Origin of the sequence: Variovorax sp. LjRoot130 (assembly GCF_964253755.1) — a bacterium.
Classification (GTDB): domain Bacteria; phylum Pseudomonadota; class Gammaproteobacteria; order Burkholderiales; family Burkholderiaceae_C; genus Variovorax.
Map to the genome: position 1 here is coordinate 896,898 of NZ_CAXURM020000001.1, position 26,028 is coordinate 922,925.

A 26,028-nucleotide genomic window follows, 5' to 3' on the forward strand; every position below is an offset into this window, starting at 1 on the left:
GCGACCGCCGAGATGCACGACGCCGACAAGCTCGAAGCGGTGCTGCGCTACCACGAGTGCACCAAGCACCAGTTCCACCGCTATGCGCGCTCCGCCGGCACCCTGGATTGGGTGAACCAACCCAACCCGTTCCGCCGTTACGAGGGGGCGCCGCTCACGCAGTTGCCCATCCTTGGCGCGGACGAAGAGCCGGTGTCGCCTCGCTACCAGGAGATCTATCGTCGGGGCGCGGTGCCGAGCGCGCCCGTCATGGTCCGCTCGCTGTCGCGGCTGTTCGAGTACGCGCTTGCGCTGTCGGCCTGGAAGCAGGCGGGCGGCACGCGTTGGGCGCTGCGCAGCAACCCTTCGAGCGGCAACCTGCATCCCACCGAGGGCTACCTGCTGATCGGCGCGTGTCCCGGGCTGGCGCCGGCACCCGGCCTGTACCACTACGCGCCGAGAGAGCACGGTCTGGAACGGCGTGCCAACGCCTCCGCTGAGTGGTTCGCGCAGCTGATGCGAGAGTTTCCCCCAGAGGCCTTTCTGGTCGGACTCTCGTCCATCCACTGGCGCGAAGCGTGGAAGTACGGCGAACGCGCGTTCCGCTATTGCCAGCACGACGCGGGCCATGCCATCGGCACGCTTCGCATCGCAGCCGGGACCCTGGGATGGAGCGCTGTCGTGCTCCATGGCCTGGCCGATGAAAGCATCGAAGCCTTGCTGGGGCTGAACCGGGCCGAGGACTTCGCAGGCGCCGAGCGCGAACAGCCGGAGCTCGTCATGCTCGTCTGGCCGAACGAGGCGGCCGGGCGGTGGTGTGCAGGCGCGCAGCGCGCGTTGCCGCTCGGCCTGGATCCGCTGCTGGCGCGCGAGCTCACGCAGCAAGACTGGTGCGGAACGGCGAACCGACTCAGCCGCGACGACCCGGTCGACTGGGCCGTCATCGACGAGGTGACGCTCGCCTCACGCCAACCGACCGGCGAGCGCGATGGCTTGGACCTGTTCGACGCGCCAGCCCCGGCGCATCGAAGCGCAGCGTTCCCGATCGGGCCGTCGGCGGGCAGGATCATCCGCCAGCGGCGCAGCCTCCTGGCCTGCGACGGCCGGACCTCGATCACGGCCGAGCGCTTCTACGCCATGCTCGCGCGCGTGATGCCGCGCGTGGAACTGGAGGCGAACCGGCGGCCGTTGCCCTGGGATGCCATGGCCTGGGAGCCGCGCATCCACCTCGCCTTGTTCGTTCATCGGGTGGACGGGCTCGACCCAGGGCTGTACGTACTCGTCCGCGACCCGGCCAAACTGGACAAGCTGAAGCGCGCCATGCATCGGCACTTCGACTGGTCCAGGCCCCCTGGATGCCCGGCGGACCTTCCCCTTCACAGGCTGGAAAGCGGCGATGCGAGACAGCTCGCGACGCAAGTGAGCTGCTCGCAGGACATCGCGGGCGACGGGGTCTTTTCGCTCGGCATGATCGCCGAGTATCGGGACGCCTTGTTCACGCACGGCCCCTGGTTCTATCGCCCGCTCTTCTGGGAAACCGGGGTGATCGGGCAGGTGCTCTACCTGGAAGCCGAAGCGGCGGGCATCGGAGCCACGGGCATCGGCTGCTTCTTCGACGACCCGGTGCACCAGGTGTTCGGCTTCAGCGACCTGGAGTTCCAGTCGCTCTATCACTTCACGGTTGGCGGCCCGGTGCAGGACAGCCGGCTGACCACGCTGGCGCCCTACGGTGCGCATGCGCAGGACAAGAAGGACTAAGCCTTGATCCCGCAGCCGCCCAGCACGAAAGCCACCAGCTCGCGCGCGATCGGTTCGCGATCGATCGGCGCATCCGGCGGCAGCCCGAGCATCACGCGCGTCTGCAGCGCGTAGTCGGCGTAGCTCTGCGTCATCGCCCAGATGTGCATCAAGAGCAGGCGCGCATCCAGCGGCCGCATCTGCCCGCGCGCGATCCAGCCGTTGATGATGTCGACCTTCTTTTGCGTCCAGGCGCGCGCGTTGGGCCAGTACCGCTCGAGGTTGCGGCCGCCGTCGAGCACTTCGCGCGTGAAGATGCGCGAGATCTCGGGGTTGTCGAAGGCGTGGTCGAGCTTCTTGCGGATGTAGTCGCCCAGCACGGCCCCCGGGTCGTTGGCATGCTCCTCGAAGGAGAACACCACCTTCCAGTCGTGCAGCACCTGCATCAGCAGTTCTTCGTAGAGCTCTTCCTTGCCGGCGATGTAGTAGTGCAGCTGGGGCTTGGTGAGGCCGGCGCGCGCCGCGATCGCCTGGGTCGAAGTGCCCTTCAGGCCATGCAGGCTGAATTCGGCGATGGCCGCGCTGCGGATCGCGGCCAGGATGCGTTCGCGCCCCGGCCGGGCACGCGACAGCGGGCCGTCCGGCGCCGGCATCTGCTGCGCCGCTACGGGCGCGGGGGAAAGGGTTGGGCTCGTCATCGCTTGGGCGGGCTGTGCCGCCGTGGCGATGGTAGCGCTTCGATCCGATCTCGCCCGCGGCGCGCTGCCGGGCGGCCTGCATCGTCGCATGCACACAAGGCATTTCAGGGCTGTGACGGCGTGGCACGCTTCCTGTATCGTCTCGCGGCTTCGTGAAGTTAGTCACACCCCAACAGGAGCTTCCATGTTCTTCGCCCCCCGTTTCCGCAGCTTCGCGGCGGCCGCCGCGCTGGTCGCCGCCAGCGCCATCGCGCACGCCCAGCAATCCCTGCCCAACGTCGTGATCCTCGCGACCGGCGGCACCATCGCCGGCGCCGGCGCCTCGGCCGTCAACAGCGCCACCTATGCCGCCGCAAAGGTGCCGGTCGACAAGCTGATCGCCGGCCTGCCCGAGATCTCCAAGGTCGCCAACGTGCGCGGCGAGCAGGTGTTCCAGATCGCCTCGGAAAGCTTCACCAACGACAACCTGATGGTGCTGGCCAAGCGCGTTTCGGCGCTGTCGAAGCAGGCCGACGTCGACAGCATCGTGATCACCCATGGCACCGACACGCTGGAGGAAACCGCCTACTTCCTGAATCTGGTGGTGCGCACGTCCAAGCCGATCATCGTGGTCGGCTCGATGCGCCCGGGCACGGCGCTCTCGGCCGACGGCGCGCTGAACCTGTTCGACGCCGTCAACGTCGCCGCCAGCAAGGATGCCGGCGGCAAGGGCGTGCTGGTGACGATGAACGACGAAATCCAGAGCGGCCGCGACGTCAGCAAGGTCGTCAACATCAAGACCGAGGCCTTCAAGAGCCAGTGGGGCCCGCTGGGCATGATCGTCGAAGGCAAGAACTACTGGTTCCGCGCGCCGGTCAAGCGCCACACGACGCAGTCGGAGTTCAACATCGACGAGATCACGGCGCTGCCCGCGGTCGACATCGTCTACGGCTACGGCAGCGTACCTGCCACCGCGATCGACGCGCTGGGCAAGAGCGGCGTGAAGGCGCTGATCCACGCCGGCACCGGCAACGGCTCGGTGGCCGACCGCATCGTGCCGGTGCTGCAGAAGCTGCGCGGCGACGGTGTGCAGATCATCCGCAGCTCGCGCGTGTCCGACGGCTTCGTGATCCGCAACGCCGAGCAGCCCGACGACAAGTACGACTGGGTGGTCGCGCACGACCTGAAGCCGCAGAAGGCGCGCATCCTGGCAATGGTGGCCCTCACCAAGACCAACGATCCGAAGCAGCTCCAGCGCATCTTCTGGGAGTATTAGCCCACCCCCAGGCTTCGCGCACTTCGTGTCGCTTCGCCAACCCCCTTCGAGGGGGCAACACCAGCGGCCCGGCAAAGCCGGTTCCGCGGTGTTCCGCGGAGGAAGGCGCGACACCTGGCTCCGCACAACCGGCCGCAGTGGCGCAAGCCCTGCGGCCGTTCCTGCGTCTGGGCGCTCTTAAAATGACCGGTTCGTCGCGTCGGAAGCCGCCTGCCTCCGACCGGCCACCAGGCCCACCATGCTGACCTTCCAACAAATCATCCTCAAGCTTCAGTCCTACTGGGACGCCCAGGGCTGCGCGCTGCTGCAGCCCTACGACATGGAGGTGGGCGCCGGCACCTCGCACACCGCCACCTTCCTGCGAGCGCTGGGCCCCGAGCCCTGGAAAGCTGCCTACGTGCAGCCGAGCCGCCGCCCCAAGGACGGCCGCTACGGCGAGAACCCGAACCGCCTGCAGCACTACTACCAGTACCAGGTCGTGCTGAAGCCGGCGCCGAGCAACATCCTCGAGCTCTACCTCGGCTCGCTCGAAGCGCTGGGCTTCGATCTCAAGAAGAACGACATCCGTTTCGTCGAGGACGATTGGGAGAACCCGACGCTCGGTGCCTGGGGCCTGGGCTGGGAGGTCTGGCTCAACGGCATGGAGGTGACGCAGTTCACCTACTTCCAGCAGGTCGGCGGCATCGACTGCAGGCCGATCACCGGCGAGATCACCTACGGGCTGGAGCGGCTCGCGATGTACCTGCAGGGCAAGGAAAGCATCTACGAACTGGAATGGGCGCCCGGCATCAGCTATGGCGACGTGTACCACCAGAACGAGGTCGAACAATCGACCTACAACTTCGAGCACAGCGACGCCGACTTCCTGTTCACCGCCTTCGCCGCGCACGAGAAGCAGGCGAAATACCTGATGGAACAAAAGCTTGCGCTGCCGGCCTACGAGCAGGTGCTCAAGGCGGCCCACAGCTTCAATCTGCTGGACGCGCGCGGCGCGATCAGCGTGACCGAACGCGCGGCCTATATCGGCCGCATCCGCAATCTCGCGCGCAGCGTCGCGCAGAGCTACTACGAAAGCCGCGAACGGCTCGGATTCCCGATGGCGCCGCGCGAATGGGTCGCTGAGATCTCGAAGAAGGCGGCCTGAGCGATGACCTCCAAGAACAACCTGCTCGTCGAACTCTTCGTCGAGGAACTTCCTCCCAGGGCGCTGAAGAAGCTCGGCGACGCCTTCGCCGGCGTGCTGCGCGACCAGCTGGTGGCCCAGGGCCTGGCCGATGCCGGCTCGGTGCTCACCGCCTACGCCTCGCCGAGGCGCCTCGCGGCGCACCTCACGAACGTCCTGGGGCAGGCCGCCGACCGCGCGGTCTCGCAGAAGCTCATGCCGGCGACGGTGGGGCTCGATGCCTCCGGCAACGCAAGCCCCGCACTGCTCAAGCGCCTCGCCGCGCTGGGCGCCGACGCCTCGGCCGTGCCCGGCCTCAAGCGCGCGATGGACGGCAAGGCCGAAGCCCTGTTCTTCGAAAGCACCGCCCGCGGCGCGACGCTGGCCGAGGGGCTGCAGAAGGCGCTGGCCGAGAGCATCGCCAAGCTGCCGATCCCCAAGGTCATGAGCTACCAGCTCGAGACCGGCTGCGAGCTGCCCGGCTGGAGCAGCGTGAGCTTCGTGCGTCCGGCCCACGGGCTGGTGGCGCTGCATGGCGACACGGTGGTTCCGGTCGAGGCGCTGGGCCTTTCGGCCGGGCGCGAAACGCATGGCCACCGCTTCGAGGCGCAGGTCGATCCGATTGTGCTGCGCGACGCCAACAGCTATGCGGCGCAACTGGCCGACGAAGGCGCCGTGATCGCCGGCTTCGAGGCGCGCCGCTTCGAGATCGCGCGCCAGCTGGCCGAGGCGGCGTTGACGGTCGGCACCGGCTCGCAGCCGATCGACGACGACGCGCTGCTCGACGAAGTCACGGCGCTGGTCGAACGCCCCAACGTTCTGGTGTGCGAGTTCGAGCGCGAGTTCCTCGATGTGCCGCAGGAGTGCCTCATCCTCACGATGAAGGCCAACCAGAAGTACTTTCCGTTGCTCGACGCCGCGGGCCGGCTCACCCACAAGTTCCTGGTGGTCAGCAATATCCGGCCCGACGATGCCGGCGCGGTGATCGGCGGCAACGAGCGCGTGGTGCGCCCGCGGCTGGCCGACGCCAAGTTCTTCTTCGACCAGGACCGCAAGAAATCGCTGGCCTCGCGCGTCGAGTCGCTGGCCAAGGTGGTCTATCACAACAAGCTGGGCACCCAGGGCGAACGCGTGCAGCGCGTGATGCGCATCGCGCACGCCATCGGCGAGCAGCTGGGCGCCGCGTCGCACGACAGCACGCTAGCGCCGCACGCGGTGCAGGCCGCCCAGTTGGCCAAGGCCGACCTGGTGACCGACATGGTCGGCGAGTTCCCCGAGCTGCAGGGCACCATGGGCCGCTACTACGCGCTGCACGACGGGCTCGAGCCCGCGGTGGCCGATGCGGTCGAAGACCATTACAAGCCGCGCTTCGCGGGCGACGAGCTGCCGCGCAACCCCGTCGGCATCGTGGTCGCGCTGGCCGACAAGCTCGAGACCCTGGTGGGTATGTTCGGCATCGGCAACCTGCCCACCGGCGACCGCGATCCCTTCGCGCTGCGCCGTCATGCACTGGGCGTGATCCGCATGTTGATCGAGCGCCAGCTGCCGATCGAACTGCGCGCCTTGCTCGGCCAGGCCTTCGCCGCCTTCGCGCCGAAGGCGGGCGAAGCCGCGCTCGCCGACCCGACCGAGGCGCTTGAAGCCTTCCTCTACGACCGCCTGGCCGGCAGCCTGCGCGAGCAGGGCGCCAGCGCCCAGGAGGTCGACGCCGTGCTGGCGCCCCAGCCGCAGCGCCTCGGCGAGGTGCCCAAGCTGCTGGCCGCCGTGCGCGCCTTTGCCGCGCTGCCCGAGGCGCCCGCGCTGGCGGCGGCCAACAAGCGCATCGGCAACATCCTCAAGAAGTCGCCCGAAGCCGATGCGCACGTGAGCGAGCTGCTGCTGCTGGAGCCGGCCGAAAAGGCGCTCCATGCCGCGATGCAGAAGGTCGTGCCCGTGGCCAATGCGCAGTTCGACGCCGGCGACTACACCGCCTCGCTGCAAACCCTGGCCGCGCTGCGCGAGCCGGTCGATGCCTTCTTCGACGGCGTGATGGTCAATGCCGAGCAGTCCGACCTGCGCCTCAACCGACTCGGCCTCCTGATGCTGCTGCATGCGGCGATGAACCGCGTGGCGCAGCTCGAGCGCCTCGCCACCTGATCGGCACGCCATGAAAATCGTCATCCTGGACCGCAACGGCACGCTCAACGTGCACCGCGAGGACTTCGTCAAGAGCGACATCGAATGGACGCCGCTGCCCGGCGCGCTGGAGGCGGTTGCGCGGCTCAACCACGCCGGCTGGCACGTCGTGATCGCGTCCAATCAGTCCGGGCTCGGCCGCGGACTGTTCGACATGGCTTCGCTCAACGCCATGCACGCCAAGATGCACAAGATGCTGGCCGCGGTGGGCGGCCGCGTCGATGCGGTGTTCTATTGCCCGCACAGCCCCGACGAGGGCTGCGAGTGCCGCAAGCCCAAGCCTGGCCTGTTCCACCAGATCGGTGAGCGCTATGGCGTCGACCTGGCCCACGTGCCGGTTGCGGGCGACAGCCTGCGCGACATGCAGGCCGGCGCGGCCGCCGGCTGCGAGCCGCACCTGCTGCTGACCGGCATGGGCGCGGCCTGCCGCGGCGTGACGCCGTTGCCGCCCGAGTACCCGCCGAACACGCAGGTCCACGACGATCTGGCGGCTTTCGTCGACTTCCTGCTGGAACGCGAAGAGCAGCAGGCCACCCTGCAGGTGGCCGTCTGATGGCCTTCCTTCGCTCTCTCGTCCACGCGCTGTGGATGCTCGTCACGGTGATCCCCTGGGGCATCATCATGGTGGTCAGCTCGCTCTGGAAGCGCGGCATTCCGCTGTACTGGATGGCCGCGCGCTGGCTCGGCTGGGCCATCGGCGGCGCGCGGCTGCTGCTGGGCATCAAGACGCGCGTGAGCGGCATGGAGAACCTGCCGCAGGACAAGCTCGCCGGCTGCGTGCTGCTGGTCAAGCACCAGTCGACCTTCGAGACCTTCCTGATGCCCACGCTGATGCCGCATCCGCTGGCCTTCGTGTTCAAGAGGGAACTGATCTACGTGCCCTTCTTCGGCTGGGCCATGGCGCGGCTCGACATGATCCACATCGACCGCAGCCAGCGCACGCAGGCTTTCAACAAGGTCGTCGCGCGGGGCCGCGAGCTGCTGGCGCAGGGCATCTGGATCATCATGTTTCCCGAAGGCACGCGCATTCCGCGCGGCCGGCAGGGCGTCTACAAGACCGGCGGCACTCGGCTCGCGTGCGAGACCGGCGTGCCGGTGATCCCGATCGCCGTGACCTCGGCCAAGGTCTGGCCGCGCAAGGCCTTCATCAAGCGCCCGGGCGTGGTCGATGTCTCGATCGGCCCGGCCATTTCGAGCGTCGGGCGCCGGCCCGACGAGCTGATGCGCGAGGTCGAGGCCTGGATCGAGGGCGAGATGCGCCGGCTCGATCCCGAGGCCTACGTCTCGACCGAGACGGTTTCGGCCTGAGGCCCGGCCATGCGCAGCCTGCTGCAGTTCACGCTCGACCTGTTCGACGAGCCTGCGCCGCCTGCGCCTGCGCCCGCCGTCGAACAAGCGCCGGCGGGCACCGTCTTCCCGCCTGCGATCCCGCTGGCCGATGCGATGAGCCCGGCCAGCTTCGTCCATCCGCGCGCCACGCGCGAGCTCGTGCTGGGCGACGCCCGCGTGGCCTACGAGTTCACGCGCGGCAAGCGCCGCACCATCGGCTTCGTGGTCGGTGCCGAGGGCCTGTCGGTGCGCGCGCCGCGCTGGGTGGCGCTGCGCGACGTCGATGCCGCGGTGAAGGAGAAGGCCGACTGGATCCTGCGCAAGCTGTCCGAGACGCAGCAGCGCCATGCGCGGCTGGAAGCGGCGCGCATCGAGTGGAAGGACGGCGTCAGCTTTCCCTTTCTCGGCGAGCCGGTGGTGGTGCGGCTCGATCCGCACCATGCCTTCGACGGCATCGGCGCCATGCTCGATGCGGGGGCGGGCATTGCGCCGCACACGCTGCGCCTCGCGCTGGCGAACAACGCCAATCAGGCCCAGATCCGCGATGCCGCGCAAGCCTGGCTCATGCGCCAGGCGCGGCGCGTCTTCACCGAGCGGCTCGACCACTTTGCGCCCCGCCTCGGCGTGGCCTGGCGCAAGCTGGCGCTGTCGAACGCCTCCACGCGCTGGGGCAGCGCCAGCGCCGACGGCGCGATCCGCCTGCATTGGCGGCTGGTGCACTTCAAGATGTCGGTGATCGACTACGTGGTGGCGCACGAACTGAGCCACCTGCGCGTGATGGACCACAGCCCGCGCTTCTGGGAGACGGTGGAGAGCGTGCTGCCGGACTACGGCGCGCTGCGGCAGCAGCTCAAGGAGCACCCGGTTCCGCCGTGGTGAACCGGGTGTCGTTCAGCGTGCGTGCGTGACGCCGCCGTCGACGACCAGCGTCGAACCCATCACGTAATCGCCAGCGCGCGATGCGAGGTAGATCGCCGCAGCCGCCATGTCTTCCGGCTCGCCGATGCGTCCCGCCGGAATGTGCCCCTTGATCTCGTCGCCATGGTCACGCGCGACCTTGTTCATGTCGGAAGCGAAGGCGCCCGGCGCGATCGCGCTGACGACGATGCGGTCCTGCGCGAGGCGCAGCGCCATGCGGCGCGTGAGCTGGATCAGCCCGGCCTTGCTGGCCGCGTACGAGTAGGTTTCCTGCGGATTGATCGAAATGCCGTCGATCGAGGCGATGTTGATGACCTTCGCCAGGTGGTCGGTAGCCGCCTTCTTGAGCATCGGCGTCAGCGCCTTGGTAAGGAAGAAGGGGGTCTTGAGGTTGAGGTCGACCACCTTGTCCCAGCCGCTCTCGGGAAATTCCTCGTAGGGCGCGCCCCAGGCGGCGCCGGCGTTGTTGACCAGGATGTCGAGCGTGCCCTCGTGCTTGGCATAGGCGTCGACCAGGGCTTGCGCGCCCTCCAGCGTCGACACGTCGGCCGGCAGCGAGACGCAGTGGCCGAAGGCCGAGAGTTCCTTGGCCGTCTGGTCGCAGGCCGCGGCCTTGCGCGCCGAGATGTAGACGCGGGCGCCCTGCGCCAGGAAGCCTTCGGCGATCATGCGGCCGATGCCGCGCGAACCGCCGGTGATGAGGGCGCTGCGGCCCTCGAGCGAAAAGAGTCGGGTGGTGTCCATGCGCTGTGTCTCCTGAATATGCGCAGGAGCTTAGTGCGCACGGGCGCCAGCCGCCGTCACCTTGGTGCCAGCGGTTCCTCTTCGTCCAGCGCCAGCACCACCTCTTGCAGGGTGCGCGCGAGCCGGTCGCCGTCGAGCGGCTTGTGCAGGATGCGCGCCGCCACGCTCGAGAACTCGCGGAAGCGCATCGGCGCGGTCTCGCCGGTCACGATCACGGCCGGCAGATCCGGCTTCTTCTGGCGCAGTCTTTCGATCACGTCGAGGCCCGTCTCTTCGCGCAGGCGGTAGTCCACCACCATCACGTCGGGCTCGAAGCCTTCGGCCAGCGCCTGCTCGGCCTTGAGGCCGTTGGCGACGCCCTTCACCGACCAGCCCAGCTGGTGCAGATAAGTGCACATCGCGGACAGCACCTCGGCCTCGTCGTCGACCAGCAGCACGGCCAGGCGCGTGCCGTCGAAGGAACGCGCCAGCGAATTCGCCACCTCGGGGTGGGAGTCGTCCAACGGAACGGCAGGCGCGATATGGAGCTCGAAGGTGGTGCCGCGGCCCGGCTCGCTGTCCAGCTTGAGCTCGATCTTCAACAGGTCGGCCGTGCGGCGCACGATCGCGAGCCCGAGGCCCAGGCCCTGCGCGCGGTCCCGCGAGGGATTGCCGATCTGGTAGAACTCCTCGAACACCCGCTCGCGCTCGTTCTCCGGGATGCCGGGGCCGGTGTCGCTCACCCGCACCACGACCCGGCCGTCGGGCCCCGGCTGTGCCGACAGCGTCACGCCGCCGCTGGTGGTGAACTTGATGGCGTTGTTCACGAGGTTGCCGACGATGCGCATCAACTGGTCGCCGTCGGTGAGGCCCCAGAGCGGCGCGTCGGGCGCCAGCACCTTCATGAAGAGGCCCTGCTGCGCCGCCAGCGCCGCATATTCGTCGCGCGAGGCGCGCAGCACGGCGCCGATGTCGTGCGGCGCGAACTTGGCTTCGATGGTGTGGGCGTCGAGGCGCGAGATGTCCAGCAGGCCGTCCAGGAGGCTGCTGCTCTGGCGCAGCGCGCTGCCGATGCCGCGGCTCACCTCTTTCAGGAGCGGATCGGTGGCGCGCCGGGCCAGGATGTCCAGCGTGGTCGCGTTGATCGACAGCGCATGCAGCGGTTGGCGCAGATCGTGGCTGGCCGCCGCGAAGAAGCGCGTCTTGGCCTCGCTGGCGGCGGTGGCGCGGTCGCGCTCCTGGCGCACGGCTTCGGACAGAACCGCGTTGTCGTCGACCACGTTCATGAGCTTGTGCAGCATGCGTCCCTGGTCTCTGACGGTGGCCAGCAGCATGAAATAGACGAGCACGATGCCGGCCCCGAACATGTAACCCACCGCCCCGCCGCGCCAGGCCCAGCCGCCGGCCAGGCACAAGAAGGTGAGCGTGCAGAAGCCCACGAAGGCGCGCTGCGAGCCCGCGACCGAGGCGGCGCCGATGGTGCAGCCGGCCATCAGCACCGCGGCCACCGCCAGTGGCGCGAAGTCTCCTGGCGCGAAGAAGGCGAAGGGAACGATGGCCGCGGTCGAGATGCCGTTGAGGTCGAAGCCGCGCAGCAGCCGCGGCAGGTACTGCAGCTGGGTCTCGGGTTCGGCGCGCTCCACTGCCAGACCCAGGCGCCAGCGGTACACCATCACGGCGCCGGTGAGGGCCAGCCAGATCCAGGGCCAGACCTGCACGCCCTGGCGCCAGACGATGAAGGCCACCAGAATGTAGCCCAGATAGTTGAGCGGCAGGCGCCGCGAGTACTGCAGGATCAGCGCCAGCCGGCGCTCGAGAATGCGGCGCCCGATGCGTGCCTCGCGCGTGCTGCCGGCGAGCGGAATCGGCGCGGACGCGGTGTCAGTCAATGCGGATGCCCTCGCGCGATGCCTGGTAGGCGGCCTCGGTGCGGTTGCGCACGCCGAGCGCGGTGTAGACCGCGGTCAGGTGGGCCTTGACGGTGGACTCGGCGATGTTGAGCTGGCGTGCGATGAGCTTGTTGGGCAGGCCGCGCGCGGCTGCGCGGTAGACGTCCATCTGGCGCGCGGTGAGGCCTGCGAGCCGAGGGTCGTTGCCCGTGTTCGGCTGGGCTTCGACATCGGGCGGGGCCGCGTTGAGGGTTTCCAGCGGCAGGAAGATGCGTCCGGCCAGCACGTGCCGCAGCGCAGCGACCATCATTTCCGAGCTGTACTTCTTGGGAATGAAGCCGGCCGCGCCCAGGTCGACCGAGTTGCGGATCAGCGTGGCGTTGGTCTCGCCGGACAGCACCACGATGCGCGCCATGCAGCCCGCATCGCGCAGCCGGCGAATGGACTCTTCGCCATCGCAATCGGCCAGGTGCCAGTCGAGCAGCACCAGGTCGAACTCCGCGAGCTCCACCAGCTTCGCGGCATTCGTCATTTCGCCCGTGGTCTCCACGCGCAGCTCGGGAACCAGGACGCTCAGCAGGTTCTTCATGCCCTGCAAGAACATCACGTGGTCATCAATCATCAATACGTTCATCGGTACCTCTGGCCCGAGTATTCATCAGATTGAGGCCGGAATGAACGGGCTAAGACTTTGGTCGAAGCGGCAGTGAAAGCGCTCTTGCACTTTTGAATTCGCGCCGAATGCCGGTGACCGGATCGCGAAAGGCCAGCCCCTTGGCCAAGAGCTGCAGCGGCCGCTCGAAGTCTTCGTCGCCTTCGGGCAGAAGCTCGGGATAGATCGCGTCGTTGCAGATCGGCATGCCGAGCGCTGCGCAGTGCACGCGCAGCTGATGCCTGCGTCCCGTGCGCGGCGCGAGAAGCAGGCGGGCCCAGCCCTCGCCGGCCTCCAGCAGCTCGAGGCGCGTCTCGGAGTTGGGCTCGCCGGGCACTTCCCGCATGCGCATGAAATGCGAATCGTCCACAAGGCGGCTGCGGCGCACGGCGGGCAGCGCCAGATCGCCATGCCAGGGCACGATGGCCTCGTAGTGCTTGGCGATCTCGCGCTTGGCGAACAGCGCGTGGTAGATGCCGCGGGTCGCGGGCTGGACCGAGAACAGCACCACGCCGGCGGTCTCGCGGTCGATGCGGTGCAGGGGCGCCAGGTCGTCGAGGCCCAGCTTGCGCTTCAGGCGCACGAGCAGGCTCTCCTGCACGTACTTGCCCACCGGCGTGACCGGCAGGAAATGGGGCTTGTCCACGGCCAGCAGCTGCTCGTCCTGGAACAGGATGACTTCGTCGAAAGGGATGCGGCGCTCCGTCTCGAGCGAGCGGTAGTAGTAGATGCGCAGCCGCGGCTGGTAGGGCCGCGTTTCGGTGACGGGCACGCCGTGCTCGTCGACCACTTCGCCCGAGCGCATGCGCGCTTCCCAGGTGGCGCGCGGGATGGCCGCGAAGCGCTGCACCAGGAACTCGGCGATGGTGGGCCAGGGGCCGGGCGGCAGCGCGACGCAGCTCGGGCCGACGCCGTCGCGGGTGGGCAGCGGCAGGGGAGCGGGCATGGCGGGTTCGCGCTCAGGCGGCTGCGAGGGCCGATGCGATCTCGGCGAAGGCCGGGCGCGCGGCGGGCTCGGGCTGCACGCAGCGTGCCTGAAGACCAGTCAGCAGTGCGAGCGCGGCATGGTCCTCGCCGTCGGCCGGCCGGGAGCGCGCCAGCAGCTCCGCCAGCAGATGGCCGAAGGCGCACACCTCGATGCGCTGCAGCGCCTGGGCCTGCGCGCCGTCGTCCAACGGCAGGAAGGAGGCGGCGCCGAAGTCGCCCAGGAGACAGTCGCCCTGGCCGTCCCACAGGATGTTGTGGGCGTAGAGATCGCCGTGCAGGATGCCGTGCGCATGCAGCTGTGCCGCGGCCGAGGCGATGCCGCGCGCCATGCGCAGCGCGGTCGGCACCGGCCAGCCGGCGGCATCGGCATAGACGTCGCGCGTGCAGGAAGCCAGGCTGGGCGGGCCGGCCAGGTTGGCGAAGCGCGGATCCACCAGCGCCAGCACGAGGCCGGGCGTGGCCTCGGGGTGGTTGCCGACCTGGCCCCGCACTGCTATCAGGTTGGGGTGCGCGCCGGCGGCGATGCAGGCCGCCATCTCGCTGTGAGGCCAGCCGTCGCTGGTGACGGCACCCTTGAACAGCTTGACTGCCACCGGTTGGATGCCACCGTCAGCCCCGGTCCAGTCCGCCTGATGAATCAGGCCGGAAGCGCCTTCACCGAGCTTGTGTTGCAGCGAGAGAGAGTTCCAGTCGATGGCCGGAATGGCCTCTGCGGCCAGCGCCGCCGCTTCGGCTCGATCGTCGAAGGGATTGCCCGCGAAAGCCAGCCACGAAAGCCGCGGCAGCGAGAGCAGCCATTCGGGCAGGGCATCGAGGCGGTTGGCCGAGATGCGCAGCAGCTCGAGCCCTTGGCAGGCGGCCATCTCGGCCGGCAGCGACTGCAGGCGGTTGCCGGCAAGCATCAGCTTCTGCAGCCGCGTGCAGCGGCCGATGGTGGGCGGCAGGGCCTCGATCTCGTTGTCCGTCAGGATCAGCCAGCGCAGCGACGCCGGCAGCGAGGCGGCCGGCACGCTGCGGATGCGATTGGCCTTGAAGCCCACCATATCGAGTTGCGCGCATTGCCCCACCGATTCGGGCAGACGCGTGAAGCGGTTGTTCGAGCAGAAGAGCACCCGCAGCCGGTGCAGCCGGCCCAGGTCGTCCGGCAGGGCGCTGAGCGCATTGCCCGAGAGATCGAGCACCTCCAGCGTGTCCGCCAGTTCGAAGATCTCGCGCGGGAACTCGGTGAGTCCGCACGCGAGGTCCAGCCGCCGGACACCGGCCAGCCGGCCCTCACGCAGCTGGGCCAGCGTGTTGTTCATGCGAACACGCCGAAGCGGTAGACGCCGTCCTCGCCCTTGCGGCGCTGCAGCAGCCCTTCGAACCACAAGAGGTGCAGGTGGGCCACCGTCTCGCCCATCGCAAAAGTCATCTGGTGCAGATCGAGCTGGCGCTTGAACAGGATCGGCAGGCCCTCGGCCGCGCTGTGCGGCTTCTGCGTGCAGGCCTCCAGCAGCTCGGCCAGGCGGTCGCGATGGTGCTCCTGCAACTGCTCGACGCGCCGGTGGATGCCGGTGAAGGGCTTGCCGTGCGAGGGCAGGCCCAGCGTGCCCGCAGGCAGGGTCTTGAAGCGCTCGATGCTGTCGAGGAAGAGGCGCAGCGGATTGGCCTCGGGCTCGCCCGCATGCACGCTCACGTTGGTCGAGATGCGCGGCAGCATCATGTCGCCGCCGAGCAGCGCGCCAAGCTCCTCGCAATAGAGCGCGATGTGCTCGGGCGCGTGGCCGTAGCCGCTGATGCAGCGCCAGGCGCGCCCGCCGATCGAGACCGTGGCGCCGTCGAGCAGGCGCACGAAGCTGGCCGGCACCGCGGGCACCATGTTCGCGTAGTAGTTGCTGCGCGCGCGAATCTTGGCCACCGATTCGGGGTCGACCAGGCCGTGCGAGGCGAAGAAGTCCGCCGCCGCGTCGCCGCCGGCCAGCGTGTCGCCGGCGCTGGTGAGCACGCGCGCCACGTGGTAGTCGGTGGCGCTGATCCACAGCGGTGCGTTCCAGCGCTCGCACAGCCAGTCGGCCAGGCCGATGTGGTCGGGGTGCATGTGGGTCACGAGCACGCGCAGGATCGGCAGGCCTTCGAGCTGGGTGGTGAAGATTTGCTCCCACTGCGCCCGCGAGGCATCGTGGGCGATGCAGCAGTCCACCACCGTCCAGCCCTCGACGCCGTCGAGCGTGTCGCGCAAGAGCCAGAGGTTGATGTGGTCGAGCGCGAAGGGCAGCGCCATGCGGATCCAGCGCACGCCGGGCGCGACCTCGAAAGTCTCGCCCGGTGCAGGCAGCGTGTCGCCGAAGGGGTATTGGAGTTCGCGTTCGAGGAGGTTCATGTACGATTGACGTTAACGTAAACGTCAGGGGGAAGAGCCATCATTGTAGGCAGTGCAGCCCGAATGTGCTGTCACCGCCGCAACCCCGCACCCGCATCATGCCTTCGCAGACTTTCACCATCGGCGAACTCGCCAGGGAATTCGACCTCACCACGCGGGCGATCCGCTTCTATGAGGACATGGGGCTGCTCGCCCCGGAGCGCGCCGGGCAGCAGCGCGTCTACACCGCGCGCGACCGTGCACGGCTGACGCTCACCCTGCGCGCCAAGCGGCTCGGCCTGAAGCTGACCGAGGCCAAGGAGATCCTCGACATGTACGACAGCCCGCGCGACACGGCCGCGCAGCTGCAGCGCTTTCTCGGCGTGCTCGGCAACCACCGCGCCCAGCTCGAGGCCCAGTTGGCCGAGCTGGAGACCAACCTCGCCGAGGTCCGCGCACAGGAAAAGCAGGCGCGCGCCGCGCTCGCGCGTGCCGTCAAACCCAAGGCCCGCTGAGGGCCCGATATTCACCCCAGTCACCGACAATGGACAACACCATGCCCGACAACCTCGATGACCTGTTCTCCCACAACCGCAGCTGGGCTGCGCGGATGGAGCGCGATCGCCCCGGCTTCTTCACCAGCCTGGTGAAGCAGCAGACCCCCAAGTACATGTGGATCGGCTGCTCCGACAGCCGCGTGCCCGCCAACCAGATCACCGGCCTCGAGCCGGGCGAAGTGTTCGTGCACCGCAACGTGGCCAATATCGTGGTGCACTCCGACCTCAACGCGCTGTCGGCGATCCAGTTCGCGGTCGAGCGCCTCAAGGTCCGGCACATCATGGTGGTCGGCCACTATGGCTGTTCGGGCGTGCAGGCCGCGCTCGAAGGCGCGCGCATCGGCATCGCCGACAACTGGATCCGCCACATCCAGGACGTGCGCGACCGGCACCGGGTTATGCTCGAAAGCCTGCCGGAAACCGTGCGCGCCGATGCGCTGTGCGAACTCAACGTGGCGGAGCAGGTGGTCAATGTGGCGGTCAGCACCGTCATGGTCGACGCCTGGAGCCGCAACCAGACGGTCACCATCCACGGCTGGGCCTTCGGCGTGCACGACGGGCTGCTCGAGGACTTGGGCATGACCGTCGACGGCTCCAAGCCGCTGGACAACCTGTACCGCGCAGCGGTGCAGCGCATTCGCTACAAGTGGAGCAAGCCGGGCGAAGCCGCCCAACCCGTTCCGGACGTGCTCAAGGAAACCGACTGAGACCATGTTCCCCCAGCGCCTCGACTCGCCGCTGGCCTACGACATCGCAAAGGCGATGCGCGACGGCTTCAACCGCCACTACCAGCTGTTCCGCGCCGAGTCGGCGCGCGCCAAGCACCGCTTCGAAACCGCCGACTGGCACGGCCAGCAGCGGGCGCAGCGCGAGCGCATCGAGTTCTACGATCTGCGGGTGAGCGAGGCGGTGGCGCGGCTCGAGAAGGAGTTCAAGGCCGGCGACCAGCCGATGGACGTCTGGCACCAGGTCAAGCTGCACTTCATCGGCCTCCTGGTCGACCACCACCAGCCCGAGCTGGCCGAGAGCTTCTTCAACTCGGTAACCACCAAGATCCTGCACCGCGCCTACTTCCAGAACGACTTCATCTTCGTGCGGCCGGCCATCAGCACCGAGTACATCGAGCCGCGCGATGCGCCCACCTACCGCGCCTACTACCCCGAGCGCGAGACGCTGGCCGACACCATCGAGCGCATGCTCGAGGACTACGCGCTGCAGGGCGGCTACGCCAACCTGAGGCGCGACGCCGAGCGCGTGGCGGCCGCCATCCTCGGGCGCTTCCACCAGGTCAAGCTGCGCGCCAACTTCCAGCTGCAGGTGCTGTCGGGCCTGTTCTACCGCAACAAGGGCGCCTACGTGGTCGGCAAGATCATCAACGGTTTCATCGAACTGCCCTTCGCGCTGCCGATCCTGCACGACAGCGCGGACAAGTTCTACATCGACGCGGCGCTCTTCGGCGAGGAAGACCTGCAGATGCTCTTCAGTTTCGCGCGCGCCTACTTCATGGTCGACATGGAAGTGCCCTCGGCCTATGTGCAGTTCCTGCGCTCGCTGATGCCGCGCAAGCCGCGCGCCGAGATCTACAACGCACTCGGGCTGGCCAAGCAGGGCAAGACGCTCTTCTATCGCGATTTCCTCTACCACCTCAACTACTCGAGCGACAGGTTCCGCATCGCGCCCGGCATCAAGGGCATGGTGATGCTGGTGTTCGACCTGCCGTCCTTCCCCTACGTGTTCAAGGTCATCAAGGACTTCTACCCGCCGCAGAAGGACACCACGCGCGAGCAGATCAAGGGTAAGTACATGCTGGTCAAGCAGCACGACCGCGTGGGCCGCATGGCCGACACGCTGGAGTACAGCGACGTCGGCTTCCCGCTCGACCGCTTCGAGCCCGAGCTGATCGAGGAGATCCAGAAGTTCGCGCCCAGCCAGCTCGAGATCGGCGACCGCGACGGCAACGGGGAGATGGAGGTGGTGCTCAAGCACGTCTACATCGAGCGCCGCATGATCCCGCTCAACATCTACCTGCACGAAGCCCTCGACCAGATGGAGCATCCCGAGCATGCCAAGCGCGCGGGCAAGCAACTGGAGCATGCGGTCATCGAGTACGGCAATGCCATCAAGGACATGGTTGCGGCCAACATCTTTCCGGGCGACATGCTGTGGAAGAACTTCGGCGTCACGCGCGGCGGCAAGGTCGTGTTCTACGACTACGACGAGATCGAATACCTCACCGACTGCAACTTCCGCCGCGTGCCGACGCCGATCCACGAGGAAGACGAGATGAGCGGCGAGGTCTGGTACTCGGTCGGCCCGAAGGACGTGTTCCCCGAGACCTTCGGCCCCTTCCTGCTCGGCAACGAGGCGGTGCGCGAGGCCTTCATGGCCCACCATGCCGACCTGCTCGACGCCGCCTTCTGGCAAAGCCACAAGGAGCGCATCCAGGCCGGCCAGATGCTGGACGTTTTTCCCTACGACGAGGCGCAGCGGTTCATTCACGATGGCCATGCGCCTTACTTTTAGCTCGCCCCCAGGCTGCGCGCACTTCGTGTCGCTCCGCCAACCCCCTACCGGAGGCAACACCTGCGGGCCGGCAAAGCCGGTTCCGCGGTGTTTCGCGAATGGGGCCAGGGTGGGCGCGAGAGTAGATTTTTGCTAGTGCACATTTTTCTAAAGGAGCAACTTCCATGACCGAATCCATCGTCATCGTCGGCGCCGCCCGCACCCCCATGGGCGGCTTCCAGGGCGACTTTTCTACCCTCGCGGCGCACGACCTGGGCGGCGTCGCCATCAAGGCGGCCGTCGAGCGCGCGGGCATCGCGTCCGAGGCGGTCGGCGAGGTGCTGTTCGGCAATTGCCTGATGGCCGGCCAGGGCCAGGCGCCAGCGCGCCAGGCGGCCTACAAGGGCGGCCTGCCCGACAGCGCAGGGGCCGTCACGCTCAGCAAGATGTGCGGCTCGGCCATGAAGGCCGCGATGCTCGCGCACGACCTGCTGCTCGCGGGCACGCACGAAGTCATGGTCGCGGGCGGCATGGAGAGCATGACCAACGCGCCCTACCTCATGCTCAAGGGCCGTGGCGGCTACCGCATGGGCCACGACCGCATCTTCGACCACATGATGCTCGATGGCCTCGAAGACGCCTACCAGCCCGGCCGCTCGATGGGCACCTTCGGCGAGGACTGCGCGGCCAAGTACAAGTTCACGCGCGAGCAGCAGGACGCCTTCGCGATCGCCAGCGTGGAGCGCGCCAAGGCCGCCACCACCTCGGGCGCCTTCAAGGCCGAGATAGCGCCGGTCACGGTCAAGGGTCGCGGCGGCGACACCGTGATCGAGATCGACGAAGGCCCCGGCAAGGTCAAGCTCGACAAGATCCCGCAGCTCAAGCCGGCCTTCAAGAAAGAGGGCGGCACCATCACCGCGGCCTCGAGCTCGTCGATCAACGACGGCGCCGCCGCGCTGGTGATGATGACCGAGAGCACCGCCAAGAAGCTCGGCGCCAGGCCGATCGCGCGCCTCGTCGGCCATGCCACCCACGCTCAGCAGCCCGAATGGTTCTCGACCGCGCCGGTGGGTGCCGTGTCCAAGCTGTTCAAGAAGACCGGCTGGGGCGTGAAGGACGTCGACCTGTGGGAAGTCAACGAAGCCTTCGCCGTGGTGCCGATGGCGCTGATGCACGAGCTCGACGTCTCGCACCACATCGTCAACGTGCACGGCGGCGCCTGCGCGCTGGGCCACCCGATCGGCGCCAGCGGCGCACGCATCATGGTCACGCTGATCCATGCGCTGCAGCAGAAAGGCAAGAAGCGCGGCGTGGCGACGCTGTGCATCGGCGGCGGCGAGGGCACGGCGGTCGCGCTCGAATTGGTCTGAGGCAAGAGCAGGCACGATAACTGCAGTTCAGACCGCAACGAAGGCGGCGGCCGTTGGAAAAAAGGCGCCGTCCATTCGATGCGCGACCTTTCCACGCTGGAGTTCTCTTTTCATGCCGTCTCCGATTTCGAAGGCTCAGTTCGACAAGCTTCGCGCACTGGTCGACCAAGGGCGCATCCATACGGCCTATGACTACCTCGCCGACCGCGGCTACTACTACGCGTGCTGGGCCGCCGGCGATGTCGACGACAGCCTGCCGCCCGAGGCACGGGGCCGCACGGTGCCCGGCCTGGGCCTGGAGGCCCGCCAGAAGCTGACGGACCACGAGCTCGCGCGCTTCCGAACCAGTATGGCAAAGGGCTATCTGGGCGCCTTGCGGGCCCAGTTCGAAAACGGGCCCTCCATCACGCGCGACGTCAGCGCGGAAGAGACCGCCGAGTTTCATGGTGAGGTCTTTCGAACTCACTTTCTCGGCATCAAGGACTGGACCCTCTGCGTTCCCTTCGAGCTGCAGGAAAAAGCCGGCGGCCTCGAAGCAGTCGAGCGCTACTGGGACGGCGTGCTGCGAACCGCCGCCAAGCTGAGTGCGCGAGCCATTGCGCGCTCGGCCGCGCTGATCGCCGCCTAGCGACAGGCACGGTGCGCGGTTGACATTTTTTTGCCATATCGCCGCGCGCTGTGACATTTCTTGTTCGGCGCGGGGGCGAGCCGTGTCGCATTGAGCGGTACCTAGAATGATGGGCTTGCCCACTCCTAGGAAACCCTGTTCATGCTTCCGGCCATTCCCCGCCACGCGCTCGCCGCACTGTTCGCCTCCGCTTTCCTTGCCCCCGCCGCCTGGAGCCAGACGCGTGACGAGGCGCTTTTCAGCGCCGCCACCGCCGAGCAGCCGGCCGTCGTGAAGACGCTGGAGCGGCTGGTCAACATCGAGACCGGCACCGGCGACGCCGAGGGCATGGCCGCCGCGGGCAAGTACTTCGAGGATGAGCTCAAGGCGCTGGGCTTCACTGTCACGCGCAGCAAGTCGACCGGCATCGTGGTCGGCGACAACATCGTCGGCAAGCTGAAGGGCAAGGGCGGCAAGAACATCCTCCTGATGTCGCACATGGACACGGTCTACCTGAAGGGCATCCTGGCCAAGGCGCCCTTCCGCGTCGAAGGCAACAAGGCCTACGGCCCCGGCATCGCCGACGACAAGGGCGGCAACGCGGTCGTGCTGCACACGCTGAAGCTGCTCAAGGAGCGCGGCTTCCAGGATTTCGGCACGCTCACCGTGCTGTTCAACACCGACGAAGAGAAGGGCTCCTTCGGTTCGCGCGACCTGATCCAGGAAGAGGCCAGGGCCAGCGACTACGTGCTCTCCTTCGAGCCCACCGGCGCCGAAGCCGAGAAGCTTTCGCTCGGCACCTCGGGCATCGCCTACGTGCAGGTCAACATCAAGGGCAAGGCCTCGCATGCGGGCGCGGCGCCCGAGCTCGGCGTCAATGCGCTGATCGAGGCCTCCGACCTGGTGCTGCGCACCATGGACATCGACAACAAGGCGCAGAACCTGCGCTTCAACTGGACCATCGCGAAGGCCGGTGCGGTGTCGAACATCATTCCCGACAGCGCCAGCCTCAACGCCGACGTGCGCTACGCGCGCAACGAAGACCTGGAAGCCGCGATGAAGACGCTGGAAGAGCGCGCGCAGAAGAAAAAGCTGCCGAACTCCGAGATCAAGGTGCTGGCCACGCGCGGCCGTCCGGCCTTCAATGCCGGCGAAGGCGGCAAGAAGCTGGTCGACAAGGCGGTGGCCTACTACAAGGAAGCGGGCGGCACGCTCGGCGTGGAGGAGCGCACCGGCGGCGGCACCGACGCGGCCTACGCGGCGCTCTCGGGCAAGCCGGTGATCGAAAGCCTGGGCCTGCCGGGCTTCGGCTACCACAGCGATTCCGCCGAGTACGTGATGATCGACGCCATCCCGCGCCGCCTCTACATGGCCAGCAAGCTGATCATGGACCTCGGCGCATCGAAGTAGACAGGCAAGCAGGAGGGTCACCATGCTGCTCAACGCCGACCAGGAAGCGATACGCGACGCGGTGCGCGATTTTGCGCAAGCCGAACTCTGGCCTCATGCCTCGCGCTGGGACCGCGAGCACAGCTTTCCCAAGGAAGCGCACGCAGGCCTGGCGGCGCTCGGCGCCTACGGCATCTGCGTGCCCGAGGAAGACGGCGGCGCCGGCCTCGACTACCTGACGCTCGCGCTGGTGCTGGAGGAAATCGCGGCCGGCGACGGCGGCACCAGCACCGCGATCAGCGTCACCAACTGCCCGGTCAACGCGATCCTCATGCGCTACGGCAATGCGCAGCAAAAGAAGAAGTGGCTGCAACCGCTGGCCCAAGGGCAGATGCTCGGCGCCTTCTGCCTGACCGAGCCGCAGGCCGGCAGCGATGCCTCGTCGCTGCGCAGCACGGCGCGCAAGGACGCGGACGGCTGGGTGATCGACGGCGTCAAGCAGTTCATCACCAGCGGCAAGAACGGCCAGGTCGCGATCGTGATCGCCGTCACCGACAAGGGCGCGGGCAAGCGCGGCATGAGCGCCTTCATCGTGCCCACCGACGCGTCGGGCTACACGGTCGCGCGGCTCGAGGACAAGCTGGGCCAGCATTCGAGCGACACCGCCCAGATCAACTTCGACGCCTGCCGCATCCCGGCGGAGAACCTGATCGGCCAGGAGGGCGAGGGCTACAAGATCGCGCTCGGCGCGCTCGAGGGCGGCCGCATCGGCATCGCCGCGCAGAGCGTGGGCATGGCGCGCAGCGCCTTCGAGGTGGCGCTGGCCTACGCCAAGGAGCGCCAGGCCTTCGGCGGCTCGATCTTCGAGCAGCAGGCCGTCGGCTTCCGGCTCGCGGAATGCGCGACCCAGCTCGAAGCCGCGCGCCAGCTGATCTGGCATGCGGCGAGCCTGCGCGACGCGGGCCGGCCCTGCCTCAAGGAGGCGGCGATGGCCAAGCTCTTCGCGAGCGAGATGGCAGAGAAGGTGTGTAGCGCGGCGATCCAGACGCTCGGAGGCTACGGCTACGTCAACGACTTCCCGCTGGAACGCATCTACCGCGACGTGCGCGTGTGCCAGATCTACGAAGGCACCTCCGACATCCAGAAACTCCTGATCCAGCGCGCCCTGGCTTGAAGATGGCAGCTTCGCACTGTCGAAAGCTGTATGGCGCCTGCGGCCAGGTTCCCTGCCGATTGGCGGATTCACGCGCGCGCTGCGAACGACCAGACTGGTGCCAGTGGAAACGATGAGGAGCGCATCATGGCAACGGATCTCATGACTCTCGGCGTGCTTGGAATGGTCATGCTGGGCGGCTGGCTGATCGATCATGTGGGCCAGCAGGCCAAGGCGCGCCTCGCGCGCGCTCGGAAGCCGGTGCAACGCAGGCCCTAGCTCTGCTGTCATCGATCTGGATGACAGACAGGCGCCGCCCAGCGGCGCAACATGGCGGCCTCTCTCCTCGGAGCTCTCGCCATGTCTCATTCGAATTCCGCCCTGGCCCTTCGCGCAGCGGCCCTCTCGTTCATCGCGGGGCTCGGCCTGCAGTCCCACGCGCAATCCGCGCCCCCGGACATCGCCACGCTGACCGCCAGCGAGGCCGCGCAGCGCCTCTGCGCCGGTTCGCTGACCAGCGAGCAGCTGGTCTCGGCCTACCTCGCGCAGGCCAGGGCCAAGCCGCAGCTCAATGCCTTCATCACGCTCGACGAGGCCGGCGCCCTCAAGGCCGCGCGCGCGGCCGACACCGCGCGCAAGCGCGGCGGCCCGTGCAAGCCGCTGGCCGGCGTGCCGGTGGTCATCAAGGACAACATCCAGGTCCAGGGTCTGCCCGCCACCGCCGGTACACCGGCGTTGAAGGGTTTCGTGCCGTCGACGGATGCGCCCGTGGTCGCCAAGCTGCGCGCGGCGGGTGCGATCGTGCTGGGCAAGACCCACATGCATGAGCTGGCCTTCGGCGTGACGGGCTACAACCCCGCGTTCCAGAGCGGGCCCGAGGTCGGCGTGCGCAATGCCTATGACGCGACCCGCATCGCGGGCGGCTCCTCCTCGGGCAACGGCGCGGCGCTCGGTGCGCGCATGGCGCCGGCTGCGCTCGGCACCGACACCGGCGGCTCGGTGCGCATTCCCTGCGCCTTCAACGGATGCGCGGCGCTGCGTCCGACCGTGGGCCGTTATTCGCAGCAGGGCATCGCGCCGGTCTCGCACACGCGCGACACCGCCGGGCCGATGGCGCTGTCGGTGGCCGACCTGGCGCTGCTCGACGCAGCCATCGCCGGCGGCGCACCGTTGGTGCCGGCCGAGCTGAAGCGCGTGCGGCTCGGCGTGGTGCCGGCCTTCTTCGCGAACCTCGATGCCGACACCAAGGCCGCCACCGATGCGGCGCTGGCCAAGCTGCGCGCGGCAGGCGTCACGCTGGTGGACGTCGAGATGCCGAAGCTGATGGAGCTCAATGGCGCGGCCGGCTTCCCGATCGCGTTCTACGAGGCGCACGACGACATGGTGGCCTACCTCGCGAAGTACCGCACCGGCGTCGACATCCGGCAGCTGGCCGCGGCCGCTGCCAGCCCCGATGTCAAGGGTGCCTTCGAAGGCCTCGTGATCCCGCGCAAGCTGCCGGCCCCCAACGGCGTGGTCGATGCCAAGCCTGCCTACGACAACGCTATCGCCAAGGCCCGGCCGGCGCTGCAGAAGCTCTACCGCGACACCTTCAAGGCGAACAGGCTCGATGCGCTCGTGTTTCCGACGGTGACGCGCGTCGCGCTCGCCGCCACGCAGGAGGCCAGCAGCCCGAAGAACTTCGGCGCGCTGATCCAGAACACCGACCCCGCCGGCAACGCCGGCATCCCCGGCCTGCAACTGCCCTCGGGCCTGGGCGCCACGAGCGGCCTGCCGATCGGGCTGGAATTCGATGGCCCGGCGGGAAGCGACCGCAAGCTGCTGGCGCTGGGGCTGGCGGTCGAAGGGGTGCTGGGCCGACTGCCGGCACCCACGAAGTAGTCAGCGATCGCTGCCGGGCGCGGTCCAGCCGGCCAGCGCCGAACGGCGCTCGATGCCGAGCTTGCCGAAGATGCGCCGCAGGTAGGTGCGCACCGTCGGCACGCCGACTTCCATGCGCCGCGCGATGTCCTTGTCGGTCAGACCCTCGCGCACCGCCCGTGCGACCTGCTGCTCGCGCGGGCTCAGCTGCGGCCACGCAGCAGCAGGCTTTGCGTCGACGCGCTGCAGCGCGCCGGCGAAGGCCGGCTCGATCAGGTCCAGCAGCGCCTTCTCGTGCTCGCCGAAGTCGCCGCGTCCCCGGCAGCGCCAGATGCGCAGGTCGCCCAGCGCGCGCTCGCCATGGAAGGCGTGCAGGTTCATGCCCCAGTGCAGGCCGTCGCGCGAGAGGAAATCGTTGAAGAAGGGTGTGCGCATCAGCTCGCGCTGCGGCATCACTTCGGTCACGCGGGTGGCACGGCGGCGCGATTGCAGGACGAAGGTGATCGGATCATGGTGCTGGTGCCATTCGGCATAGCGGTCGAGATTGGCCGGGTCCATGTTGAGCGCCACCCGGCGGCCGAAGCTGCCGCTCTCGGCATCCCACACGAAGGAGGCGAACTGGTCGGCATGCAGCAGGTCGAGCAGTGCCCAGCCGATGCGCTCGCGGATCTCGCGTTCGCCCTGGCTTTCTGCGAGCAGCGCGAAGATGCCGCGCAGCGCGTGCTGTTCCGAAGCTCTCAGGTACATG

The 26,028-nt window shown here is 68.2% G+C and carries 24 protein-coding genes; 16 read left to right on the plus strand and 8 right to left on the minus strand.

Going from position 1 to position 26,028, the window contains the following annotated elements:
- Positions 1–12: 12 nt before the first annotated feature.
- On the plus strand, positions 13–1,737 hold the full coding sequence (locus ACSQ86_RS04515) for a SagB/ThcOx family dehydrogenase (protein WP_436302830.1): 1,725 nt from the start codon (positions 13–15) through the stop codon (positions 1,735–1,737).
- On the opposite strand, the gene ACSQ86_RS04520 is transcribed toward ACSQ86_RS04515, so the two are convergent.
- Complete coding sequence (locus ACSQ86_RS04520; protein ID WP_436306254.1) at positions 1,734–2,369, minus strand: TetR family transcriptional regulator C-terminal domain-containing protein; 636 nt, start codon at positions 2,367–2,369, stop codon at positions 1,734–1,736. The genes ACSQ86_RS04515 and ACSQ86_RS04520 overlap by 4 nt on opposite strands.
- Positions 2,370–2,598: 229 nt before the next feature.
- Here ACSQ86_RS04520 and ACSQ86_RS04525 point away from each other — a divergent pair, with 229 nt between their 5' ends.
- The 6 genes from ACSQ86_RS04525 (at position 2,599) to ACSQ86_RS04550 (ending at position 9,214) form a co-directional block, all read left to right on the plus strand.
- Entirely contained in the window at positions 2,599–3,669 is a 1,071-nt protein-coding gene (locus ACSQ86_RS04525; protein ID WP_436302831.1) for an asparaginase, read from the plus strand.
- A gap of 238 nt (positions 3,670–3,907) precedes the next feature.
- Entirely contained in the window at positions 3,908–4,813 is a 906-nt protein-coding gene (gene glyQ, locus ACSQ86_RS04530; RefSeq protein WP_093109466.1) for a glycine--tRNA ligase subunit alpha, read from the plus strand.
- A 3-nt stretch (positions 4,814–4,816) separates the two neighbouring features.
- Entirely contained in the window at positions 4,817–6,967 is a 2,151-nt protein-coding gene (gene glyS / locus ACSQ86_RS04535) for a glycine--tRNA ligase subunit beta (protein ID WP_436302833.1), read from the plus strand.
- Positions 6,968–6,977: 10 nt separating this feature from the next.
- Entirely contained in the window at positions 6,978–7,559 is a 582-nt protein-coding gene (gmhB, locus tag ACSQ86_RS04540) for a D-glycero-beta-D-manno-heptose 1,7-bisphosphate 7-phosphatase (RefSeq protein WP_093109468.1), read from the plus strand.
- A complete protein-coding gene (locus ACSQ86_RS04545) occupies positions 7,559–8,314 on the plus strand; it encodes a lysophospholipid acyltransferase family protein (protein WP_093109469.1) in 756 nt (251 codons plus the stop codon). Before gmhB ends, ACSQ86_RS04545 begins: the two co-directional genes overlap by 1 nt.
- Positions 8,315–8,323: 9 nt before the next feature.
- Positions 8,324–9,214, plus strand: coding sequence for a M48 family metallopeptidase (locus ACSQ86_RS04550; RefSeq protein ID WP_436302834.1), 891 nt, complete (start codon positions 8,324–8,326; stop codon positions 9,212–9,214).
- Positions 9,215–9,226: 12 nt separating this feature from the next.
- On the opposite strand, the gene ACSQ86_RS04555 is transcribed toward ACSQ86_RS04550, so the two are convergent.
- From ACSQ86_RS04555 to ACSQ86_RS04580, 6 genes are all read right to left on the minus strand, one after another.
- Positions 9,227–9,997, minus strand: coding sequence for an SDR family oxidoreductase (locus ACSQ86_RS04555; RefSeq protein ID WP_093109471.1), 771 nt, complete (start codon positions 9,995–9,997; stop codon positions 9,227–9,229).
- Between the two features lie 56 nt (positions 9,998–10,053).
- Positions 10,054–11,865 carry an ATP-binding response regulator gene (locus ACSQ86_RS04560; RefSeq protein ID WP_436302835.1) on the minus strand — a complete coding sequence of 604 codons (1,812 nt, stop codon included), beginning with the start codon at positions 11,863–11,865 and terminating at the stop codon, positions 10,054–10,056.
- On the minus strand, positions 11,858–12,487 hold the full coding sequence (locus tag ACSQ86_RS04565; protein WP_436308545.1) for a response regulator: 630 nt from the start codon (positions 12,485–12,487) through the stop codon (positions 11,858–11,860). Before ACSQ86_RS04565 ends, ACSQ86_RS04560 begins: the two co-directional genes overlap by 8 nt.
- Positions 12,488–12,548: 61 nt before the next feature.
- On the minus strand, positions 12,549–13,463 hold the full coding sequence (locus ACSQ86_RS04570) for a pseudouridine synthase (protein WP_436302836.1): 915 nt from the start codon (positions 13,461–13,463) through the stop codon (positions 12,549–12,551).
- Between the two features lie 13 nt (positions 13,464–13,476).
- The gene (locus tag ACSQ86_RS04575; RefSeq protein ID WP_436302837.1) at positions 13,477–14,805 is read right to left on the minus strand and encodes a leucine-rich repeat-containing protein kinase family protein; all 1,329 of its coding nucleotides are present in this window, start codon (positions 14,803–14,805) and stop codon (positions 13,477–13,479) included.
- Complete coding sequence (locus ACSQ86_RS04580; RefSeq protein WP_436302838.1) at positions 14,802–15,863, minus strand: MBL fold metallo-hydrolase; 1,062 nt, start codon at positions 15,861–15,863, stop codon at positions 14,802–14,804. The genes ACSQ86_RS04575 and ACSQ86_RS04580 overlap by 4 nt, the downstream gene beginning before the upstream one ends.
- A 98-nt stretch (positions 15,864–15,961) precedes the next feature.
- On the opposite strand from ACSQ86_RS04580, the gene ACSQ86_RS04585 reads away from it, so the two are divergent.
- From ACSQ86_RS04585 to iaaH, 9 genes are all read left to right on the plus strand, one after another.
- A complete protein-coding gene (locus ACSQ86_RS04585; protein ID WP_093109477.1) occupies positions 15,962–16,357 on the plus strand; it encodes a MerR family transcriptional regulator in 396 nt (131 codons plus the stop codon).
- A gap of 41 nt (positions 16,358–16,398) precedes the next feature.
- Entirely contained in the window at positions 16,399–17,106 is a 708-nt protein-coding gene (gene can, locus ACSQ86_RS04590) for a carbonate dehydratase (RefSeq protein WP_093109601.1), read from the plus strand.
- A gap of 4 nt (positions 17,107–17,110) precedes the next feature.
- Complete coding sequence (gene aceK / locus ACSQ86_RS04595; protein ID WP_436302839.1) at positions 17,111–18,922, plus strand: bifunctional isocitrate dehydrogenase kinase/phosphatase; 1,812 nt, start codon at positions 17,111–17,113, stop codon at positions 18,920–18,922.
- A gap of 164 nt (positions 18,923–19,086) precedes the next feature.
- Complete coding sequence (locus tag ACSQ86_RS04600) at positions 19,087–20,271, plus strand: acetyl-CoA C-acyltransferase (RefSeq protein ID WP_436308546.1); 1,185 nt, start codon at positions 19,087–19,089, stop codon at positions 20,269–20,271.
- Positions 20,272–20,383: 112 nt separating this feature from the next.
- Positions 20,384–20,899, plus strand: coding sequence for a hypothetical protein (locus ACSQ86_RS04605; RefSeq protein ID WP_436302841.1), 516 nt, complete (start codon positions 20,384–20,386; stop codon positions 20,897–20,899).
- Between the two features lie 141 nt (positions 20,900–21,040).
- The gene (locus ACSQ86_RS04610) at positions 21,041–22,288 is read left to right on the plus strand and encodes a glutamate carboxypeptidase (protein ID WP_436302842.1); all 1,248 of its coding nucleotides are present in this window, start codon (positions 21,041–21,043) and stop codon (positions 22,286–22,288) included.
- A gap of 22 nt (positions 22,289–22,310) precedes the next feature.
- Positions 22,311–23,441: an acyl-CoA dehydrogenase family protein gene (locus ACSQ86_RS04615; protein ID WP_093109482.1), complete on the plus strand. Its 1,131-nt coding sequence runs from the start codon at positions 22,311–22,313 to the stop codon at positions 23,439–23,441.
- Between the two features lie 126 nt (positions 23,442–23,567).
- Positions 23,568–23,699: a hypothetical protein gene (locus ACSQ86_RS04620; RefSeq protein WP_280142657.1), complete on the plus strand. Its 132-nt coding sequence runs from the start codon at positions 23,568–23,570 to the stop codon at positions 23,697–23,699.
- 81 nt (positions 23,700–23,780) lie between these two features.
- Positions 23,781–25,301, plus strand: coding sequence for an indoleacetamide hydrolase (iaaH, locus tag ACSQ86_RS04625; protein ID WP_436302843.1), 1,521 nt, complete (start codon positions 23,781–23,783; stop codon positions 25,299–25,301).
- Here iaaH and ACSQ86_RS04630 read toward each other — a convergent pair whose 3' ends face one another.
- Positions 25,302–26,027: a response regulator transcription factor gene (locus ACSQ86_RS04630; RefSeq protein ID WP_436302844.1), complete on the minus strand. Its 726-nt coding sequence runs from the start codon at positions 26,025–26,027 to the stop codon at positions 25,302–25,304.
- Position 26,028 lies beyond the last annotated feature (1 nt).

Coding starts and splice junctions, on each gene's coding strand:
- aceK (WP_436302839.1), top strand. CDS start 17,111: ATGTTCCCCCAGCGCCTCGACTCGCCGCTGGCCTACGACATCGCAAAG.
- ACSQ86_RS04545 (WP_093109469.1), top strand. CDS start 7,559: ATGGCCTTCCTTCGCTCTCTCGTCCACGCGCTGTGGATGCTCGTCACG.
- ACSQ86_RS04580 (WP_436302838.1), bottom strand. CDS start 15,863: ATGAACCTCCTCGAACGCGAACTCCAATACCCCTTCGGCGACACGCTG.
- ACSQ86_RS04605 (WP_436302841.1), top strand. CDS start 20,384: ATGCCGTCTCCGATTTCGAAGGCTCAGTTCGACAAGCTTCGCGCACTG.
- glyS (WP_436302833.1), top strand. CDS start 4,817: ATGACCTCCAAGAACAACCTGCTCGTCGAACTCTTCGTCGAGGAACTT.
- ACSQ86_RS04550 (WP_436302834.1), top strand. CDS start 8,324: ATGCGCAGCCTGCTGCAGTTCACGCTCGACCTGTTCGACGAGCCTGCG.
- ACSQ86_RS04620 (WP_280142657.1), top strand. CDS start 23,568: ATGGCAACGGATCTCATGACTCTCGGCGTGCTTGGAATGGTCATGCTG.
- ACSQ86_RS04570 (WP_436302836.1), bottom strand. CDS start 13,463: ATGCCCGCTCCCCTGCCGCTGCCCACCCGCGACGGCGTCGGCCCGAGC.
- ACSQ86_RS04565 (WP_436308545.1), bottom strand. CDS start 12,487: ATGATTGATGACCACGTGATGTTCTTGCAGGGCATGAAGAACCTGCTG.
- ACSQ86_RS04575 (WP_436302837.1), bottom strand. CDS start 14,805: ATGAACAACACGCTGGCCCAGCTGCGTGAGGGCCGGCTGGCCGGTGTC.
- iaaH (WP_436302843.1), top strand. CDS start 23,781: ATGTCTCATTCGAATTCCGCCCTGGCCCTTCGCGCAGCGGCCCTCTCG.
- can (WP_093109601.1), top strand. CDS start 16,399: ATGCCCGACAACCTCGATGACCTGTTCTCCCACAACCGCAGCTGGGCT.
- ACSQ86_RS04585 (WP_093109477.1), top strand. CDS start 15,962: ATGCCTTCGCAGACTTTCACCATCGGCGAACTCGCCAGGGAATTCGAC.
- ACSQ86_RS04520 (WP_436306254.1), bottom strand. CDS start 2,369: ATGCCGGCGCCGGACGGCCCGCTGTCGCGTGCCCGGCCGGGGCGCGAA.
- gmhB (WP_093109468.1), top strand. CDS start 6,978: ATGAAAATCGTCATCCTGGACCGCAACGGCACGCTCAACGTGCACCGC.
- ACSQ86_RS04630 (WP_436302844.1), bottom strand. CDS start 26,027: ATGTACCTGAGAGCTTCGGAACAGCACGCGCTGCGCGGCATCTTCGCG.
- ACSQ86_RS04555 (WP_093109471.1), bottom strand. CDS start 9,997: ATGGACACCACCCGACTCTTTTCGCTCGAGGGCCGCAGCGCCCTCATC.
- ACSQ86_RS04515 (WP_436302830.1), top strand. CDS start 13: ATGCACGACGCCGACAAGCTCGAAGCGGTGCTGCGCTACCACGAGTGC.
- ACSQ86_RS04525 (WP_436302831.1), top strand. CDS start 2,599: ATGTTCTTCGCCCCCCGTTTCCGCAGCTTCGCGGCGGCCGCCGCGCTG.
- ACSQ86_RS04615 (WP_093109482.1), top strand. CDS start 22,311: ATGCTGCTCAACGCCGACCAGGAAGCGATACGCGACGCGGTGCGCGAT.
- ACSQ86_RS04610 (WP_436302842.1), top strand. CDS start 21,041: ATGCTTCCGGCCATTCCCCGCCACGCGCTCGCCGCACTGTTCGCCTCC.
- glyQ (WP_093109466.1), top strand. CDS start 3,908: ATGCTGACCTTCCAACAAATCATCCTCAAGCTTCAGTCCTACTGGGAC.
- ACSQ86_RS04600 (WP_436308546.1), top strand. CDS start 19,087: ATGACCGAATCCATCGTCATCGTCGGCGCCGCCCGCACCCCCATGGGC.